The sequence below is a fragment of the Sphaerisporangium viridialbum genome, from assembly GCF_049674955.1.
GTDB classification, from domain to species: Bacteria; Actinomycetota; Actinomycetes; order Streptosporangiales; family Streptosporangiaceae; genus Sphaerisporangium; species Sphaerisporangium viridialbum.
In genome coordinates, this window is sequence record NZ_CP187232.1 from 7,173,360 (window position 1) to 7,188,730 (window position 15,371).

Annotated in this window: 21 protein-coding genes; 12 read left to right on the forward strand and 9 right to left on the reverse strand. The window is 67.5% G+C overall.

Annotation, left to right across the window (positions count from 1 at the left end; genetic code table 11):
* The first annotated feature begins 82 nt into the window (after positions 1 to 82).
* Genes ACOZ38_RS32420 through ACOZ38_RS32430 form a run of 3 tightly spaced genes read left to right on the forward strand, consistent with a single transcriptional unit; the run spans position 83 to position 1,498 of the window.
* Positions 83 to 511 carry a roadblock/LC7 domain-containing protein gene (locus ACOZ38_RS32420; protein ID WP_405139444.1) on the forward strand — a complete coding sequence of 143 codons (429 nt, stop codon included), beginning with the start codon at positions 83 to 85 and terminating at the stop codon, positions 509 to 511.
* Positions 508 to 897 carry a DUF742 domain-containing protein gene (locus tag ACOZ38_RS32425; RefSeq protein ID WP_405139446.1) on the forward strand — a complete coding sequence of 130 codons (390 nt, stop codon included), beginning with the start codon at positions 508 to 510 and terminating at the stop codon, positions 895 to 897. Before ACOZ38_RS32420 ends, ACOZ38_RS32425 begins: the two co-directional genes overlap by 4 nt.
* On the forward strand, positions 878 to 1,498 hold the full coding sequence (locus ACOZ38_RS32430) for a GTP-binding protein (protein ID WP_424534873.1): 621 nt from the start codon (positions 878 to 880) through the stop codon (positions 1,496 to 1,498). Before ACOZ38_RS32425 ends, ACOZ38_RS32430 begins: the two co-directional genes overlap by 20 nt.
* A gap of 2 nt (positions 1,499 to 1,500) precedes the next feature.
* On the opposite strand, the gene ACOZ38_RS32435 is transcribed toward ACOZ38_RS32430, so the two are convergent.
* Positions 1,501 to 1,824 carry a hypothetical protein gene (locus ACOZ38_RS32435; protein ID WP_424534874.1) on the reverse strand — a complete coding sequence of 108 codons (324 nt, stop codon included), beginning with the start codon at positions 1,822 to 1,824 and terminating at the stop codon, positions 1,501 to 1,503.
* Positions 1,825 to 1,987: 163 nt separating this feature from the next.
* Between ACOZ38_RS32435 and ACOZ38_RS32440 the strand changes: the two genes are divergently transcribed.
* The 3 genes from ACOZ38_RS32440 (at position 1,988) to ACOZ38_RS32450 (ending at position 5,086) form a co-directional block, all read left to right on the forward strand.
* The gene (locus tag ACOZ38_RS32440; RefSeq protein WP_424534875.1) at positions 1,988 to 2,782 is read left to right on the forward strand and encodes an SDR family NAD(P)-dependent oxidoreductase; all 795 of its coding nucleotides are present in this window, start codon (positions 1,988 to 1,990) and stop codon (positions 2,780 to 2,782) included.
* A 92-nt stretch (positions 2,783 to 2,874) separates the two neighbouring features.
* Positions 2,875 to 3,699, forward strand: a complete 825-nt coding sequence (locus tag ACOZ38_RS32445) for an aldo/keto reductase (protein WP_405139454.1) — start codon at positions 2,875 to 2,877, stop codon at positions 3,697 to 3,699.
* 457 nt (positions 3,700 to 4,156) lie between these two features.
* Positions 4,157 to 5,086: a phosphotransferase family protein gene (locus ACOZ38_RS32450; RefSeq protein ID WP_424534876.1), complete on the forward strand. Its 930-nt coding sequence runs from the start codon at positions 4,157 to 4,159 to the stop codon at positions 5,084 to 5,086.
* Positions 5,087 to 5,151: 65 nt separating this feature from the next.
* Here ACOZ38_RS32450 and ACOZ38_RS32455 read toward each other — a convergent pair whose 3' ends face one another.
* Positions 5,152 to 6,573 (reverse strand): MFS transporter, encoded by a 1,422-nt coding sequence (locus tag ACOZ38_RS32455; RefSeq protein ID WP_424534877.1) that lies wholly within the window; start codon positions 6,571 to 6,573, stop codon positions 5,152 to 5,154.
* A 58-nt stretch (positions 6,574 to 6,631) separates the two neighbouring features.
* Between ACOZ38_RS32455 and ACOZ38_RS32460 the strand changes: the two genes are divergently transcribed.
* Positions 6,632 to 6,976 (forward strand): MerR family transcriptional regulator, encoded by a 345-nt coding sequence (locus ACOZ38_RS32460; protein ID WP_424534878.1) that lies wholly within the window; start codon positions 6,632 to 6,634, stop codon positions 6,974 to 6,976.
* Positions 6,977 to 7,005: 29 nt separating this feature from the next.
* Here ACOZ38_RS32460 and ACOZ38_RS32465 read toward each other — a convergent pair whose 3' ends face one another.
* Positions 7,006 to 7,221, reverse strand: a complete 216-nt coding sequence (locus ACOZ38_RS32465; RefSeq protein WP_424534879.1) for a DUF397 domain-containing protein — start codon at positions 7,219 to 7,221, stop codon at positions 7,006 to 7,008.
* Positions 7,212 to 8,033, reverse strand: a complete 822-nt coding sequence (locus ACOZ38_RS32470) for a helix-turn-helix domain-containing protein (protein WP_424534880.1) — start codon at positions 8,031 to 8,033, stop codon at positions 7,212 to 7,214. Before ACOZ38_RS32470 ends, ACOZ38_RS32465 begins: the two co-directional genes overlap by 10 nt.
* A 261-nt stretch (positions 8,034 to 8,294) precedes the next feature.
* Here ACOZ38_RS32470 and ACOZ38_RS32475 point away from each other — a divergent pair, with 261 nt between their 5' ends.
* Positions 8,295 to 8,576: a hypothetical protein gene (locus ACOZ38_RS32475; RefSeq protein ID WP_424534881.1), complete on the forward strand. Its 282-nt coding sequence runs from the start codon at positions 8,295 to 8,297 to the stop codon at positions 8,574 to 8,576.
* 94 nt (positions 8,577 to 8,670) lie between these two features.
* Complete coding sequence (locus tag ACOZ38_RS32480) at positions 8,671 to 9,153, forward strand: ATP-binding protein (protein ID WP_424534882.1); 483 nt, start codon at positions 8,671 to 8,673, stop codon at positions 9,151 to 9,153.
* Positions 9,154 to 9,246: 93 nt separating this feature from the next.
* On the opposite strand, the gene ACOZ38_RS32485 is transcribed toward ACOZ38_RS32480, so the two are convergent.
* Positions 9,247 to 9,885: an HD domain-containing protein gene (locus tag ACOZ38_RS32485; protein ID WP_424534883.1), complete on the reverse strand. Its 639-nt coding sequence runs from the start codon at positions 9,883 to 9,885 to the stop codon at positions 9,247 to 9,249.
* 348 nt (positions 9,886 to 10,233) lie between these two features.
* Here ACOZ38_RS32485 and ACOZ38_RS32490 point away from each other — a divergent pair, with 348 nt between their 5' ends.
* Positions 10,234 to 11,148 carry a TIGR03621 family F420-dependent LLM class oxidoreductase gene (locus ACOZ38_RS32490; protein ID WP_424534884.1) on the forward strand — a complete coding sequence of 305 codons (915 nt, stop codon included), beginning with the start codon at positions 10,234 to 10,236 and terminating at the stop codon, positions 11,146 to 11,148.
* A gap of 13 nt (positions 11,149 to 11,161) precedes the next feature.
* Positions 11,162 to 11,758: a histidine phosphatase family protein gene (locus tag ACOZ38_RS32495; protein ID WP_424534885.1), complete on the forward strand. Its 597-nt coding sequence runs from the start codon at positions 11,162 to 11,164 to the stop codon at positions 11,756 to 11,758.
* 49 nt (positions 11,759 to 11,807) lie between these two features.
* Here ACOZ38_RS32495 and ACOZ38_RS32500 read toward each other — a convergent pair whose 3' ends face one another.
* The 4 genes from ACOZ38_RS32500 to ACOZ38_RS32515 all read right to left on the reverse strand — a co-directional run bounded on the left by ACOZ38_RS32500 (position 11,808) and on the right by ACOZ38_RS32515 (position 14,181).
* The gene (locus tag ACOZ38_RS32500) at positions 11,808 to 12,563 is read right to left on the reverse strand and encodes a hypothetical protein (RefSeq protein ID WP_424534886.1); all 756 of its coding nucleotides are present in this window, start codon (positions 12,561 to 12,563) and stop codon (positions 11,808 to 11,810) included.
* A 167-nt stretch (positions 12,564 to 12,730) separates the two neighbouring features.
* Positions 12,731 to 12,991: a hypothetical protein gene (locus ACOZ38_RS32505; RefSeq protein WP_405139476.1), complete on the reverse strand. Its 261-nt coding sequence runs from the start codon at positions 12,989 to 12,991 to the stop codon at positions 12,731 to 12,733.
* 131 nt (positions 12,992 to 13,122) lie between these two features.
* Positions 13,123 to 13,359, reverse strand: a complete 237-nt coding sequence (locus tag ACOZ38_RS32510) for a DUF397 domain-containing protein (protein ID WP_114033524.1) — start codon at positions 13,357 to 13,359, stop codon at positions 13,123 to 13,125.
* On the reverse strand, positions 13,360 to 14,181 hold the full coding sequence (locus ACOZ38_RS32515; RefSeq protein WP_424537126.1) for a helix-turn-helix domain-containing protein: 822 nt from the start codon (positions 14,179 to 14,181) through the stop codon (positions 13,360 to 13,362). It abuts the gene before it with no gap.
* A 337-nt stretch (positions 14,182 to 14,518) separates the two neighbouring features.
* Here ACOZ38_RS32515 and ACOZ38_RS32520 point away from each other — a divergent pair, with 337 nt between their 5' ends.
* Complete coding sequence (locus tag ACOZ38_RS32520) at positions 14,519 to 14,908, forward strand: ATP-binding protein (RefSeq protein WP_424534887.1); 390 nt, start codon at positions 14,519 to 14,521, stop codon at positions 14,906 to 14,908.
* The last annotated feature ends 463 nt before the right edge of the window (positions 14,909 to 15,371 follow it).

Genomic DNA, 15,371 nt, shown 5'->3' on the forward strand with positions numbered 1-15,371 from the left:
ATCTTCGCCTGGCAGGTAGGCCGTGAAGATCGATCAGACGACGCAGTGAACAGTGTGAGCCGGTAAAAGAGGACAGCGAGTGATGCAAAGGACCAGTTCCCCCGCCGATCTGACCTGGTTGCTGGACGACCTGGTCTCGCGGGTGAGGGAAGCCGAGCACGGGATCGTCCTGTCCACCGACGGCCTGCTCCTCGCCACGTCGCGAGGTCTCGGCAAGGCAGACGCCGAGCACCTGTCGGCCGTGGCGGCGGGGATCCAGAGCCTCGCCCAGGGGGCCAGCGAGCGGTTCGGCGGCGGAGCCGTACGCCAGACCATCATCGCGCTGAAATCGGCGTACCTGGTGGTGACGGTGGCGGGCGAGGGCGCGTGCCTGGCGGTCCTGTGCGCCCACGACGCCGACGTGGGCCTGGTCGCCTACGAGATGGCCATGCTGGTTACCCGGGTCGGACAGTACCTCACCTCGCCCGCACGCTCGGAGAACCCTTCACCAAGGAATGAGGGCGCCCTATGACGAGCCTCTCCGACGACCCCGCTGACGAACAGTGGCTCGACGACGAGGCCGGACGCATCGTCCGCCCGTACGTGATGACGCGCGGGCGCACGCAGCCGAGCCGAGGTCAGATCGACCTGATCACCCTCGTGGTGACCATCAACCCGGCGATCGCGGCGGAGCCCGGCATCGGGCCCGAGCACCACACCATCGTCAGGCTCTGCGACCGGCCGCTTTCGGTCGCCGAGATCGCCGCGCACCTGGACCTGCCGGCCGGCACCGTCCGAGTGCTGCTCGGCGACCTCGTCGACCGGGGCTTCGTCGCCATCCAGGAGCCCGTGCGCGAGATGGACGTTCTCGATCTGGAAACCTACAAGGCGGTGCTCAATGGACTCCGGACGCTCTAACCGCGACGTCGGACGGGTGAAGCTGCCCACCGCGATCAAGATCCTGATCGCGGGCGGGTTCGGGGCCGGCAAGACGACCATGGTCGGCTCGGTGTCGGAGACCCGGCCGCTGCGCACCGAGGAGCTGCTGACCGACCGGGGCGTCGGCGTGGACGACCTGTCGGGCGTGGAGGCCAAGAAGACGACCACGGTCGCGATGGACTTCGGCCGCATCTCGATCGGCGACGCCCACGTGCTCTACCTGTTCGGCACCCCGGGCCAGGAGCGGTTCTGGTTCGTCTGGGACGAGCTGGCGCTGGGCGCGATGGGCGCCGTGGTGATCGCCGACACCCGCCGTCTGGCCGACTGCTTCCCGTCGGTCGACTACTTCGAGCGGCGCGGCACGCCGTTCGTCGTCGCGGTGAACTGCTTCGAGGGCGCCAAGCGCTACGACCTCGAGGAGATCCGGATGGCGCTGGACCTGGGCCCGAACATCCCTGTCGTGCTGTGCGACGCGCGGCAGAAGGATTCGAGCAAGAAGGTGCTGGTCGCCCTGGTCGAGCACGCCATGGAGGCCCGCGCCGCCAAGCCCCTCTCCACCCAGGCCCCCGCCACCCGCTGATCTCAGCGCATCGCCTCCGCCAGCCACCCCCCGAGCTCGCGCACCCCCAGCTCACCCCGCCGCACCGAGTCGAGCACGTCCACGGCACCCGCCGGATCGACCTTCGGCATGAGCACGCCGTTGACGCTCAGGTATCGCATGGCCACTATCCAGGCGAAGGTCCGATTGCGCTCGTCCAGTGCCTCGACTCTCAGCAAACTGTGAAGGAGAGCGGCCGACTTCGCCGCGATGGTCGGGTAGACGTCGTCACCCACCACGGTTCCGGAGTGGCGTGCCTCCGCGGCGATCAGGGCTCCATAGTCGACGACGCGGGGATCACCGGGCATCCCCTCCGCCAGAAGCAGATGGTAATCGGACGGTCACGATCGCGCACCGCATTACTTGAGGCTTTACCGCATCCACGCGAGTGGTCGGCGTTTGCAATAGAAAGCGTGTGCAATTATTGAGGACGACCCCCCAAGTATCTGGCAACCGCCTGGAGGCTCGGGCATGCACATCGACCTGACCGGCCGCACCGCGCTCGTCACCGGATCCACCTCCGGCATCGGCCACGCCATCGCCACCGCGTTCGCACGAGCGGGCGCCCGGGTCGTGGTCAACGGGCGTGACGAGAGGCGCACGGACGAGGCCGCCGCCCGCATCCGCGCGGAGACCGGCAATCCCGAGGTCCACCCGGTCGCCGCCGACGTCGGCACCGAGGAGGGCGCCGAAGCGCTCATCGCCGCCGAGCCGGACGTGGACATCCTGGTCAACAACGCAGGCATCTTCGCCGCGACGCCGGTCTTCGAGATCCCCGACGAGGAGTGGCTGCGCTACTTCGAGGTCAACGTCCTCAGCGGCGTCCGCCTGGCCCGTCACCACACCCCCCGCATGGTGGGGCGCGGCTGGGGGCGGGTGGTGTTCGTCAGCAGCGAGTCCGCGGTCCATCCTTCGACCGAGATGGTGCACTACAGCATGACCAAGACGGCCCAGCTCGCGATCTCGCGAGGCATCGCGCAGGCCGTGCCGGCCACCGGCGTCACGGTGAACTCCGTGCTCCCAGGCCCCACCCTCACTCCGGGCGTGGAGAAGTTCATCGCCGATCGGGTCGGCCCGGGCGTGCCCTTCGAGGAGGCCGAACGACGCTTCATCGCCGAGGAGCGCCCGACCTCGCTCCTCGGACGGCTGGCCCGCCCGGAGGAGGTCGCCGACCTGGTGCTGTACGTCAGCTCCGAGCAGGCGTCCGCGACCACAGGAGCCGCCCTGCGCGTCGACGGCGGTGTCATCCCCACCCTGATTCCCTGAGCGCACGGTTTGCCCCACCCCTGACCGGGGAGAGCATTCCGGGTGCCCGTTCGGTACTAAGAACCACAAAGCGATCAAGTTAGGCGATATACATGTCACCCGTACCCAACGTCACGCTTAACAACGACGTGCGGATCCCGCAGCTCGGTTTCGGAGTCTTCCAGGTGCCCGAGCCGGAGACCGTCGCCGCCGTCACCAGCGCCCTTGAGACCGGCTACCGCAGCATCGACACGGCCGCCATCTACGGCAACGAGAAGGCCGTCGGCACCGCCCTCGCCAAGGCGGGCCTGCCGCGCGAGGAGGTCTTCGTCACCACCAAGCTGTGGAACAGCGCCCAGGGGTACGACTCCACCCTGGCCGCCTTCGACGCCAGCCTCGCGAAGCTCCAGCTCGACCACATCGACCTCTACCTGATCCACTGGCCCACCCCGGCCAAGGACCGCTACCTGGACACCTGGCGCGCCTTCGAGAAGCTGTACGCCGACGGCCGCGTCCGTGCCATCGGCGTGTCCAACTTCCACCCGGCCCACCTGCGGCGGCTGCTGGACGAGACCGAGATCGTGCCCGTTCTCAACCAGATCGAGCTCCACCCCAACCTGCAGCAGGCCGAGCTGCGCGCCTTCCACGCCGAGCACGGCATCGCCACCGAGGCCTGGAGCCCGCTGGCACAGGGAGCGCTGCTCAAGGACCCGGTGATCACCTCCATCGCCGAACGACACGGCAGGACCCCCGCCCAGGTGATCCTCCGCTGGCACCTCCAGCTCGGGAACGTCGTCATCCCGAAGTCGGTCACCCCCTCGCGCATCCGGGAGAACTTCGACGTCTTCGGCTTCACCCTCACCGACGACGACCTCGCGGCCATCGAGCCCCTCGACAACGGCACCCGCACCGGCCCGAACCCCGACACCTTCAACTGACGCACGGGCGGAGGCGGCTTCCGGCCCGGCGCCCCCCGCGGGCCGCTGCCGCGTGGGGGAGGTCACCGCTTGAGAGATTTGGGCCCTTCCCTGGCCGGCGATCCCCAGGAGTGCCTACCCTGGGCCCTTCCCTGGCCGGCGATCCCCAGGAGTGCCTACCCTGGGCCCTTCCCTGGCCGGCGATCCCCAGGTGGACCGGGCCGCGCGGCGGCTGGTGGGGCCTCGCCTTCCGGTTGTGGGTGGGCAATGGTCTGGGTGGGAAGCAACGGGTCACCACGGCACGCGGATCACGGGAGGGCTGTTGACCATGTCACCGGCCGCACATCTCGCCGTACACCCCACCTTCAACTGACGTACGAACGCTCCCACCCACCCCCGGACCCGGCGCCACCCCCAGGCCAGGCGTCTCCCCGCCGGGCCATACCCCCCGTACGTACGCCGTGGCTAGGCTGCGGGTGTGATCGACGAGATTCGCGCGCTGCTGACCCGTCACCTGCCCGGCCGCGAGGTCCGATCCATCACCAAGCTCGGCGAGGGATTGGACAACGTCGCCTACGAGGTCGACCACGAGCCGATCACCCCGGGAAGCCCGGTCGCCGGGGGAAGCCCGGTCGCTGGAGGAAGCCTGATCGCTGGAGGAAGCCTGATCGTCCGGGGAAGCAAGGAGGCCGACCCCGCCGCCCGGGCGGAAGCGATCCGGCGCGAGGCCGAACTACTCGCCGTGGTGGCCCGGTTGTCCCCTCTGCCGGTCCCGGAACCGGTGTTCGCCGACGTGGACGCGGGGTTCCTCGCGTACGTCAAGCTCCCCGGCGTTCCCCTGATCGGCCATCCGGTAGCGGAGCCAGCGCGGCTGGCGGCCCCGCTGGGCGGATTCCTCAGCAGCATGCACCAGGCTCCCGTGGCCGAGATGGAGAAACTGGCCCCGCAGGACTTCTTTCCCCTGGCCTCCTGGAGAGACGACGCCGAACGGGACTACCGGAAGATCGTGCCGCACGTGCCGGCGGCGGCTCGTCCCCTGGTCGAGGACTTCCTCGGCCGCACGCCACCGGCCGAGCCCCCTGCCGTAGCGTTCTGCCACAACGACCTCGGCGGCGAGCACCTGCTGGTGGACGTCCGGGCGAGCACCATCACGGGCGTCATCGACTGGACCGACGCGGCAATCACCGATCCGGCCTGCGACCTCGCGCTGATCTACCGCGACCTCGGCCCGGAGATCTTCGACCTGACGCTGTCCCACTACGACGCCCGTTTCGACGACGCCGACCGCGAGCGCGCCACCTTCTATGCCCGCTGCTCACTCCTGGAGGACCTCGCGTACGGCGTGACCACCGGAGCTTCCCTCTACACGCACTCCGCCCTGGCCCACCTGACCCGGACCTTCAAATAAACCCGCCTTCTACGGTTTGGGAATTGAAGACTTCGCCCTCCCGGCACCCACGCCGCCTACCGGGGTCACCTCTGTCTACTTAGCAGTTGCGCCAGTAGCGTCAGGAGCGCGAATCCCAGGATGACCGCCACTCCCGGATATAGCTCAGCCAACCGCGTACCGGGCACGATCGCGACGGTGACGACCGCGAGGCCGAAGGCGCCGCCGACCTGCAGTGAGCTGGTGAGCAGCCCGGCGGCGACTCCTTGCTCGTGGTCGGCCACCCCGCTGGTGCCGGCGACCATCAGGGCCGAGATGCTGAGCGCGAAACCGAGACCCCACAACAGCGACGCGGGCAGCAGTACCGTCCAAAGGTCCGGCTCAGGGCCGATACGCAGCATCAACAGGTAACTCGGAACGAATGACACGAGCCCGACCAGCAGCACCTTGGTCACGCCGAACCTGTTCATCAGGGCCCCGAGTTTGGGCCCGATGACGACCACCATGAGTCCCGCGGGCAGCAGCACCAACGCCATCTGCCACGGCCGCCAACCGTGCAGGTTCTGCAAGTACAAGGCGAGCAGGAACTGAAAACCCATGGCGCCGCCGTACAGAAGGGCAGCACTGACGTTGGCGGCCACCAAGCTCCGGTTGCGGAATATGCCCAGTCGAATCAGCGGTTCCCTCACCGTGCGCTCGATCACAATGAAAGCAGCGAGCAACAGTCCGGACAGGGCGAATCCGCCTATCGTCCGCAGCGACGTCCATCCGGAATCCGCTGCGGAGGACACAGTGAAGACGAGCAGCAACATCCCGGCGAGCAGGGTCACGGCGCCGCCGAGGTCGAGTCGCGCCCGTTCGGTGCGCGGCGGGTCGGGCGGCAGGAAGCGCAATGCGCCCACCAGGATCAGCAGGGCGATCGGGATCGGCAGCAGGAAGGTGGCCCGCCAGTTCAGCGCCGCGAGCAGGCCACCTATCAGCAGCCCGGAGGAGTATCCCGACGCCTCGAAGACGTTGAAGATTCCGAACGCCTTGTTCCGTTGCGGGCCTTCGGGAAAGGTCGTGGTCAGCACCGACATGGCCGCCGGCGCGGTGAAAGCCGCGGCCATGCCCTTGATGAAGCGCGAGACGATCAGCAGGACCGCGTCATCGGCGAGTGTGCCGAGTAGTGACACAAGCGCGAACACGGCCATCGCGAACACCAGCACCCGCCGCCGGCCGAACAGGTCAGCGCATCGTCCGCCCAGCAAGAGGAAACTGCCGAACGCCAGGATGTAGGCGCCCGCCAACCACTGCGCCGCGGCTGCGCTCATCCCGAACTCATGCTGGATTTCCGGAATCGCCACAGTGATCATCGAGATGTCAAGCCCATCGAGCAGGATCACCCCGCTACAGATGAGGAGCGCGACCCACAACCGCGCCGACCAACGCAGGGGATCATCCTTCTGGACCGCGGGTGCCGCCAAGGAGTCGGCTTCTGGTCGCTCTTGCGCGAAATGTTTGCTCACGGCGCGACGTTAAGGCTTCACATCGATTGGAAGGTCAACCCCAGATAGGGCGGGTCACATGCTGATCGGAGAGTTGTCCCGGCGTACCGGGGTCAGTCCGCGGTTGCTGCGGTACTACGAGGCGCAGGGATTGCTCGACATCCGGCGTGATCCGAACGGTTACCGCGTCTACGACGAGGACTCGTTGATCACCGTGCGGAAGGTTCGCGCCTTGCTGAACGCGGGCCTGTCCACCGAGGTGATCCGTGTGGTGCTGCCGTGCACCCGGGGTGACCAGCCGGAGTTCGACTGGTGCGCGGACCTGCGGGCCATCATGGACCGGGAGTTGGCGGCCATGGACGAACGCATCGACGGCCTCCAACGGAGCCGCGGCACCCTCGCCGGCTACCTGGCGCAGCCCTGAGCCCTCACACGGGCGAACGCGCCACTCATCTACCGTCGGGATGTCCCAGCGACAACCTCTGTGAGGAAGCGCGTCCACTCACGCGGGGGGAAGATCAACGCCGGACCGTGGGGGTTCTTGCTGTCACGAACAGCGACCACTCCAGACAGATTAGTCGCCACTTCAACGCATTGACCCCCGCTGTCCCCGGAGCGAGACGACTTCCGCCACCGTGCACTGCTCAGGTCAAAGCTCTTCACGTCCATTGCCCCATCGCCTCCTTGATCATTTTATTGGAGAGGTGTTCGGGATATGCCGATGCCCGTATGGTGTCATAACGCAACCAAACATGCGCTACCGCATCACGATCTGTCGTGACGTTGCCCTCGACCGATGACTCAACGTTTATGACGTCAGGCTCTCCTCCAGGAAGCTGAGCAATCATGAAGGCACTCATCATGCCTGTCATACATTCGGCGGCGACGATCTGAATGGTCACCTTAGGATGTTGCGAAATCTCCAAAAGGTAACCGAGTTGTTCGCGCATGGTCGTTGAGTCACCAACCGTACGCCGCAGCACGTACTCGTCGACGAGCGCCCACACCATAGGCGGAGATTCCCCACCAAGGATGGTCTTGCGTCGCATGCGGCTGTGTAGTCGCTCTTCAACCTCCTCCGGAGTGATACCTGGCGCCCCTCCGAAGACGTATCGCGCGTATGCCTCCGTCTGGAGCAGGCCGGGTACCAGAAGGGGATCCCACGTACGGAGGACCGTGGCGCGGGGCTCGATCTCCTCCAGCCAGCGGGCGAACCAGGCCGGTCCCGGGGTCTGGAGCATGAACTGGTAGAGGCGGTCGAAGTGGCCGTCTATCCCGAAGATCTGATCGCACTGCTGCACGAACTCGGGCGATGGTGGGCGTTCGCCGCGCTCGATTTTTCCAATCATGTCCGGACTATAAGTGGTTCGTTCGCTGAGTTGCGGCTGGGAAAGTCCGATCTTCTTACGGCAACGACGCAACTCGCTGCCGAAGAACGCACGCGGGCTCATATTCGGATCGAGATTGCGCTCACGCCCCACGAGACCCTCCCGAATCAGCGGAACCAGGTTATTGCGAAGTCTGGCACGCGTACGCAGACACCGGTCACGATAATTCGGACCTGATCCGGACAGCGATCTGTCGCCACACCGTCATTACTTTCCGCCATGAGAACTAACGGTGGGTAGGCATTCTGGGAGCGCGGCCGACTGGCGGGTGGATGCGTTCGCAAGCCATCCGGGCCGCTGTCACATCGGACGCGACCGGAGCTCGGGGGGCCTTCGGCGACCAAGGAGGCGATCATGCCCACAGGACGGCATGCCGAGAGACGTACCGGCCGGCAGATGGTGCGGCGGCGGGACTGGGATCCGGAGGCGCGGGCGGCGGCGAGGGAGCTGGACGCCGGCGAGCCGAGGTGGACGATCTTCTACGGGCTCTGGAGCCGCCGGTACTACGCCATCGCGCACTGGCACGCGCGCAAGCCGCTGATCCTGGACGCTCGGCTGCTCGCCGAACTGCGGGAAATGATGCGTGAGGCCGAGCTGCCAGACCTCACCAGTGAAGGCCGCTTCGTTGCTGTTTGACGACAAATCACGCCCGCAACCCATCCCCATGAACAGCCCAAACCTGGACAGAGTAGGGTCTTCCGGGTCATATATGGCGCAGGCAAGGAAGAGAATGATCGGCACCCCGGACGGTTATCGCGCCGTGCGTTGGGACATCCCCAGGGACCCCATGATCCTCCGAGACGTCCGGAGCATGGTCCGGCAGACCCTCGTCAAGTGGCAGCTCGCCGGATCGAGTGATCTCGCCGATGACATCGTGCTGGCCACGACCGAGGTGCTGAGCAATGCCGTCCTGTACGGGCTGCCGCCGATCCAGCTGACGCTCCGGGTGACGGGGGAAACCCTGTCCGCCGAGGTGACCGACCGTGGGGCGGGACGGCCGGAGCGAAGCCCCGAGGACGACGATGCCGAGCACGGCCGGGGTCTGACCATCGTCGAGGCCCTCAGCGACGAGTGGGGCATCCTTCCCGACCGGTCCGGCACCGGCAAGACCGTCTGGTTCCGCAAGAAGTGCCACCATCCGGCCGAAGAACCACCCGAAGGCGACCAGCCGGCAGAGACCCCCACCGCCCACAGCGCCGACCCCCACCGCTGAACACCCCACCGACGCGGCGCCGGGAAAAGCCCACGTGAGCGGCAGGAAAGCGCCCCCGAGCGCAGGCCCCTGGTTGGGCGGAGGGGCCAGGGGTCATTCCGGCCAGGGGGAGGTTTGGATTACTTCTACGAAGTCGATGTGTTCGAAGCCGGGGACGAAGTGTTCGAGGACGTCGGCGTTGACCGTGCCGAAGGTGGTGTCGGGGCGGTCCTTGAAGCCGTCGGTGAAGGCGGCGAGGATCTGGCGCTTGAAGTCGGGGCGCGGGTGGGCGGCCGTGACCGCCGCGATGTCCTCCGGGGCCAGTCTGTCGTAGCCGATGCCGAGGACGTCGGTCTCGACGCCGGCCGTCACGAGCGCGATCTCCGGTTCGAGCCGGTACGGCACCTCCGGGGTGGTGTGCAGCGCGATGGCCTCCCACACCTTGCGGATGTCCTCCTCCGGGAAACCGTGCGAGGCAAGGAAGCGGCGCGCCTCGTCGGCGCCGTCCATCTCGAACCGCTGGTCAGTGCGCCGGTAGGTCTCGGTCAGCCCGAGGTCGTGGAACATCGCGCCGATGTAGAGCAGTTCCGGGTCGGCTTCGAGTCCGAGCAGCCGTCCTTGCAGCGTCCCGAACAGGTAGACCCGGCGCGAGTGGTCGTACAGCAGCGGGGGCGTCGCGTCCCGGACGAGCTGGGTGGCCTCGTCGGCGAGCGCCGAGTCCGGAATGGTGACGCCCGCGATCGTCTCGCTCATCTCAGTGGTCTCCTCGCAGGTCAGGCATGGGCTGCGTGTCCTTGGCGAGTCCACTTCCCGCAACCGCTCATGAAGGAGTGAGTGCCCCGTCCCGGGGCCATGCTGTCTCCAGAAACGGACAAGACCCTCTGAGGTGAGGCCAACGCGCTCGTAGTCAACGGTCAGCCGGTGCGGCTCCGCGCCCCTGTCGCTGATCGCCCAGGCCATGCCGCCCCGGTCACCGGCCCCCCTTGTAGGCGCAGGTGCCGCCGCGCACCCGGTACGCGCGGACTTCCCCGGAGCGGGACCGGCGACCTACTCTGTAGCAAGCGCTTGGTCGCACAACTGGAAGCCACAGAGGAGACCGCAGTGAAGAGGCCGTTCCGGTTCGCCGCCGTCATCCGCGAGGCCGAGACCGCCAAGTCCTGGGCGGACAAGGCCCGGCGCCTGGAGGACTCCGGTTTCGACGTGCTGCTCGTCCCCGACCACCTGGTCGGCCCGAGGTTCGCCCCCGTCGCCGCGATGACGGCCGCCGCCTGCGCGACCACCCGCCTCCGCGTCGGCACGCTGGTGTTCGCCAACGACTTCCGGCACCCCGCCGTGCTCGCCAAGGAGACCGCGACTATCGACGTGCTCTCCGAGGGCCGCCTGGAGGTCGGCCTCGGCACCGGCTGGATGGCGGCCGACTACACCGCCGCAGGGCTCACCCTCGACCCGCCCGGCGTGCGGATCGACCGGCTCGCCGAGGGAATGGCCGTGCTCAAGGGCCTCTGGGCCGACGGGCCGTTCACCTTCGAGGGCGAGCACTACCGGATCACCGGCCTCGACCAGCGGCCCAAGCCCGTGCAGCGGCCCCACCCCAAGATCGTGCTCGGTGGCGGCGGGCCGCGCGTGCTGAGGCTCGCGGCGCGGGAGGCCGACGTGATCAACCTGACCATGCGGGTACGCGCCGACGGCGGAGGCCCCGACCGCTCCGACGCGGGCCTGGACGCGTTCCTCAAGAAGATCGACATCGTCCGTACGGCAGCGGGAGAGCGGTACGACGCGATCGAGCTCGGCACCAGCGTCCTGCAGGTCGGCGTCCGCAAGCAGGAGGCCGCGTGGAGCGCCGCCGACTCCAGCCGGCAGGACGAGACCCCCCAGGTGCTGCTGGGCTCGCACGACGAGATCGTGGAGAAGCTCCGCCGCTGGCGCGACGAGCACGACCTCTCGTACTTCGTCCTGCACAACGAGCCCGACCTGGACGCCTTCACCCCGATCGTCGAGGAGCTCGCCGGACGGTAGATGATTGTGCGATATGGACGAGCTCATTCTTCTGCGCCACGGAGAGACCGAGTGGAGCCGCGACGGCCGGCACACCGGGCGCACCGATCTCCCGCTCACGCCCAAGGGTGAGGAGCAGGCCCGCGCGCTCGCGCCCGCGCTGAAGGACAAGAGCTTCTCGCTCGTCCTCGTCAGCCCCGCGCTCCGGGCCCGGAGTACGGCGGAGCTCGCCGGGATAACCGAGTACGAGCTCGACGCGAACCTCTGGGAGTGGGACTACGGAGGTTACGAGGGCATCACCACGCCCGACATCAGGAAGCGGCGTCCCGGCTGGTACCTGTGGCGCGACGGCGTGATCCCCGGCGACGCCGAGCATCCGGGCGAGACCATCGAGCAGGTCGCCGAGCGCGCCGACAAGGTGATCGCCCGGGTTCTGCGGGCCGAGGGCACCGTCGTGCTGGTCTCGCACGGGCACTTCCTGCGCGTCCTCACCGCCCGCTGGCTCGGCCTGCCCCCGCAGGACGGCCGCTGCTTCAAGCTCGACACCGGCACCATCTCCGTACTGGGCTTCGAGCATGAGGAGCACGCCGTCGCGCGCTGGAACGCGCCCGTCTCCGAGCCGCCCATCTAGGGCGGCGGACCGAAGCCCCAAGGATGGAGAACCGCCGCCCCGGGCGGCTTCAGGGGGCGAGGCGGGAGCCGGGGAAGGGCGCGAGCAGCGTCTCACGCCAGGGTCCGTCCAGGAACTCCCGCGCCCGCTTCCGCCAGTCGAGCAGCCGCCCGTCGGCCGCCACCTCGTCGTCCAGGCCGAGCGCGGCGTCCCTGGCCCGCTGGGTGGCCAGGTGGTCGTCCAGGGACATGCCCCAGATCGTGACGACCTCGGTGTCGCAGAACAGCACCTCGTACAGGCCGACGAGCCGGTGGCCGTGGTCGGCGAGGACGGGGGCCCGCTCGTCCTTCACTGCGGCGAGGTAGTCGAGGGCCGCTCCCGGCCGCACCTGGGCGCTCTCGAACAGGTAGAACGGCGCCGCGTACCCCTCGGCGAGCAGGTCCGCGACGGCGGGGCTGCCGCCGGCGGCGCCGAGGGGGCGTGAGAAGGCCGAGAACCGCAGGTCGTCGATGTCGGACAGGAAAAGCCTGTCGTCGACGCCGTCGTAGATGTTCATCATCTGGCGCCAGCCGCCGTCCCAGCCGCCGTGACAGTCCCACAGCGTGACGGCCTTGAACTGTTGGTGTCCGGTGATGCCCACCGCGTAGAAGGCCCCGACGAGGTCGATCTCCCGCGAACGGATGGACAGGCCCTTGGTCAGCTCGGGGCGGTCGAGCCGCTCGTCCTCCTTCTTGTACCTGGTCAGCCAGGTGAGGTACTCAAGCGGCTTGCGTGAGTTCATCGGCCGGAAGTCGACCTCTTCGATCAGATAGATCCCACGGCGCATCGAGACCTCCCCTAACCAAGCTAACGCTTGGTCGAAGACTAGCCTCGGCGCGGCAGCCGTACAAGAAGCCGTGAACGCACAGGACGATCAACGGAGGAACCGGAAGAGCAGACCTGCCGCCGGACCGGTCTCGCCAGGCCGGCCGGGCCGCGGCCGCCGGAGACCGGTCAGCCGGCGACGGCCTGAGGCTGGGGGCCTCGGCCGGTCAGCCATTCGAGGACCCTGTGGTGACCCCGGCGGGCGTCCTCGAAGTGACCCCAGCGCCAGTATCTCGGCTGGTCCCTGACTCCCGTCACCCATGTGCGGTAGGACACGGGACGGGCGCCGTCCTCCTCGGTGGAGGCCGCGGACGCGACGCCGTACGTACGGATCACGACGCGGCCCCCTGGTGCGAACAGCACGTCGTCGGCTACGGGATAGAGAGTCATCTGGTCCAGCATCACGGCCCCCACGAGAATCTCAGGAAGTGGACGGACCAAGTCTGCCGGATCGATGAACGACCCCGGTTACGCGATCAGCGCTCTCCGGTTAACCGGACTCGCGATATGTGAACAGGATGTTACGCGACCAGATTGTCGAACTCGCCGTCCTTGACGCCGAGCACGAGCGCCCGGATCTCGTCTCGGGTGTAGATGAGGGCTGGACCGTCCGGGAAGCGCGAGTTCCGGACGGCGACGCCCCCGTCGGGGAGTTTGGCAAGCTCGACGCAGTTACCCTGCGAGTTGCTGTGAACACTCTTTCGCCACGCGACGCCGGTTAGGCTCGTGGCCGGCATTCCGTTATACGGCTGGTTCATCTAGGTCTCTCTAAGTATGTCGCCGAGTATCTCGGCAGTGCCCCCGGGAGTTGTGCTCTCGATGCACAGCTGTTCCATGGCGGTGAGGTACGGATCGATGTCCTCACGTTTGTCCAGGTACAGGGCACCCCACAGCTGCTCGACGTAGACCACGTCCGACAGGTCGGACTCTGGAAAACGCAGGATGGTGAACGCTCCACCCTCGGCCGCATGCATGCCGAACTGGAACGGCATCACCTGCAATGTGATGGTCGGCAGGCTCGCGACCGCCATCAGGTGCTGCAGCTGCTCATACATGATCTCCTTGCCGCCGATGGGCCGCCTCAGCGCGGCCTCGTCGATGACAGCCCAGAGTTTCGGTCCGTCCTCACGGGTGAGACGTTCCTGCCGCTGCATGCGCAGATGCACACGACGCTCGATCTCCTCGTCCGCGACGTCCGGGTACCCGAGCCTGATTACCGTCCGGGCGTACGCGGCGGTCTGCAGGAGACCTGGTACGAACTGCACCTCGTAGGTGCGGATCACCGAGGCCGCCTCTTCCAGCCCGACGTACGTCGAGAACCATGTGGGAAGCAGGTCGCTGTATTTGTGCCACCATCCGGGAGTATTGGCCTCACGGACCATCTCGAGCAGCCCACGGCGGTCGGCGTCGTCGTTGACGCCGTAGAGCGTGAGCAGGTCCTCGACATCACGTGTCTTGAACCCGACCCGTCCGAGCTCCATCCGGCTGATCTTGGACTCCGAGGCGCGGATGTGGAATCCCGCGACCTCACGGGTTAGCCCGCGTTCCTCACGCAGCCTGCGTAGGCTGGCGCCCAACATGATGCGCCGAACCGTTGAGCCGGAACCAGGCGGGTCGATGGACACGTGCTTTCCTCCGGTTGTGGACTGGTTCACAGTCTGTCAAAGATCGCGCGTGAGGGCCCCCTTCGGTCTTACTCCCTTGGCCAACCGTAGCGGTTGCACGGGTCTTCTGCACGTGCATTCGCTCTTGCACCTGCACAGGAGTTTGCACCAAGATGATCTCGTGCACTCCACGGACCTGACACGTGGGCAAACCCAGTGGTCGGCCAACGATTGGTGGCCTCCCGCCGGCTGGTGGCCCAACCCAGCGCGCGACCTCACGCCCCCTGGAGCCGGCACGTCCAGTGCCACCTTCGTGCTTCCCCCACGGGCCGAATCCGTACATTCGGCCCGCAGCTTCGCCGCCGGATGCCTCCTCGGCTGGAGCATGGGCGACATCGTGGAGGACATGGAGCTGATCGTGTCCGAGCTCGCCACCAACGCGCTCCGCCACGGCCTGGTGCTCGACTCCCGGAACCTCCGGCGAAGCGGCCGCGAGCCCATCCGCATGTCGATGATCCGCAGGGACTCCCTCGTGACCTGCGTCTTCGCCGACCCCGGCTCGGCGGCGCCCGTGCTGCGCCACCCCTCGCCGCTGGAGCCCGGCGGCATGGGGCTGCACATCGTGGAGTCGATGAGCGTGCGATGGGGCTGGAACCCCCTGCTCCCGTGCGGCAAGGTCGTCTGGGCCGTGCTAAAGAGCTGACCTCTCCGGCGAGGGAGACCCCGGAGAGTGACCACCTGGTGAGGATGCCGTCACATCACCGAAGTCGCCAAGCTTTTCCGCGTTGGATGCCATACTCAAACAAATCGAACAGCTCGGCCGCGCCGTCGAAGGATCCTCGGCGGGCGCGCCGGGCGGTTCGCGGAACACATACACATGACAAGCCGACTCACCTACAGCGGCAACGGCGCCGCGACGCCCGTGACGCGGCAGGCGGCCCTCCCCGGCCTGCCCGACGAGCTCGTCACGGATCCCCTGACGTGCCCTCCGGCCTCCCGACCTCCTGCGGGGTCAACTCGCAGCTGACTGGCCCCCAGAGCGCGCCCTGCTCGTACAGATCCGCGGAGAAGATGTTGATCTCGGGACTCATTGATTCCGGTTCTATTCTGCTACGTCGATCCCGCCGGGCGGGTGCTCTGCATTACGGTGGCTTCTTGGTGACTCC